The following is an 861-nucleotide window of genomic DNA, read 5'->3' on the forward strand; positions in this document are numbered from 1 at the left end:
TAATTCCTTGGCCTTTTTATAACCCCAACGATAACCCCCATTTAAAGCTCCTGGAATCTTCGAGAAGGCATTCATTACATAGATGACCTGTTGACCAAACTCTTTATGGAAACCCACGTAGAATGCCATAGAGGCATCCACAGACCCATCTTCATTCCATACTGTATATTCCCAACGAGGAGTGGCAGTAATTGCCACCCAGTTACGAATGAAGTATGCGTCAAAGTCTTGATCAGCATAAGCTGGTTCTTGGTTATAAATGAATCTGGCAAAGTCTTTTGTGAATCCAGTTGATGCTTCCCCTTCTTTGAATTCAGTCTTTGTTATTTTCATTTTAACTCTTTTTTAATTTCTTCCCAATCGTAAAAACCTCTACCATCAGTAAGATCAAGGCAAACACCGTACACATACTGATTAATACCAAGAGACCTACGATCGTCAGACTCAGAAATACCAGGGACTCGGCGAATGTCCTCATAATGAGGATAAACTCGTTTACGAAGGATATCATTTGTTAGTCGTTTCACCTGTGTGATAATAGCATCATTACGGCCCATAGCATCAAAGGATTCTGATTCATCAAAAATAGATTTCAGAATCTTAGCTACATCTTTCATACCTTTTAACTGACCAAGTTCTACATGCGTCCCCAGAGCCTCTGGGAGAGGTTCAATCACAACTGTATCCGACCATAGGATTGCATCAGTATCGTGGCGTACAATGCGTTCTGCGAGCCCCTCAGGGTTAGCTGTGGCCTTGTCATTGATTTCTTTGTTCTCTTGTGGGACATAGAACTGGATACTGCTGTTAGCTTCTTGAAGATCATTCTTCTCGAAGGTACGCTGCATCTGAGAACCTTTG

General features: G+C 41.6%; 2 protein-coding genes. Both read right to left on the bottom strand.

The genetic code is table 11. From position 1 onward, the window contains the following. Positions 1–333 (bottom strand): hypothetical protein (locus tag N1032_RS24370; protein ID WP_259543082.1); only part of this gene is annotated, 333 nt, incomplete at its 3' end. Beyond that, the coding region (locus N1032_RS24375; RefSeq protein WP_259543084.1) for a hypothetical protein at positions 330–861 on the bottom strand (532 nt) is incomplete at its 5' end. The genes N1032_RS24370 and N1032_RS24375, both read right to left, overlap by 4 nt.

The organism is Herbiconiux daphne (genome assembly GCF_024979295.1).
Lineage (GTDB): Bacteria > Actinomycetota > Actinomycetes > Actinomycetales > Microbacteriaceae > Herbiconiux > Herbiconiux daphnes.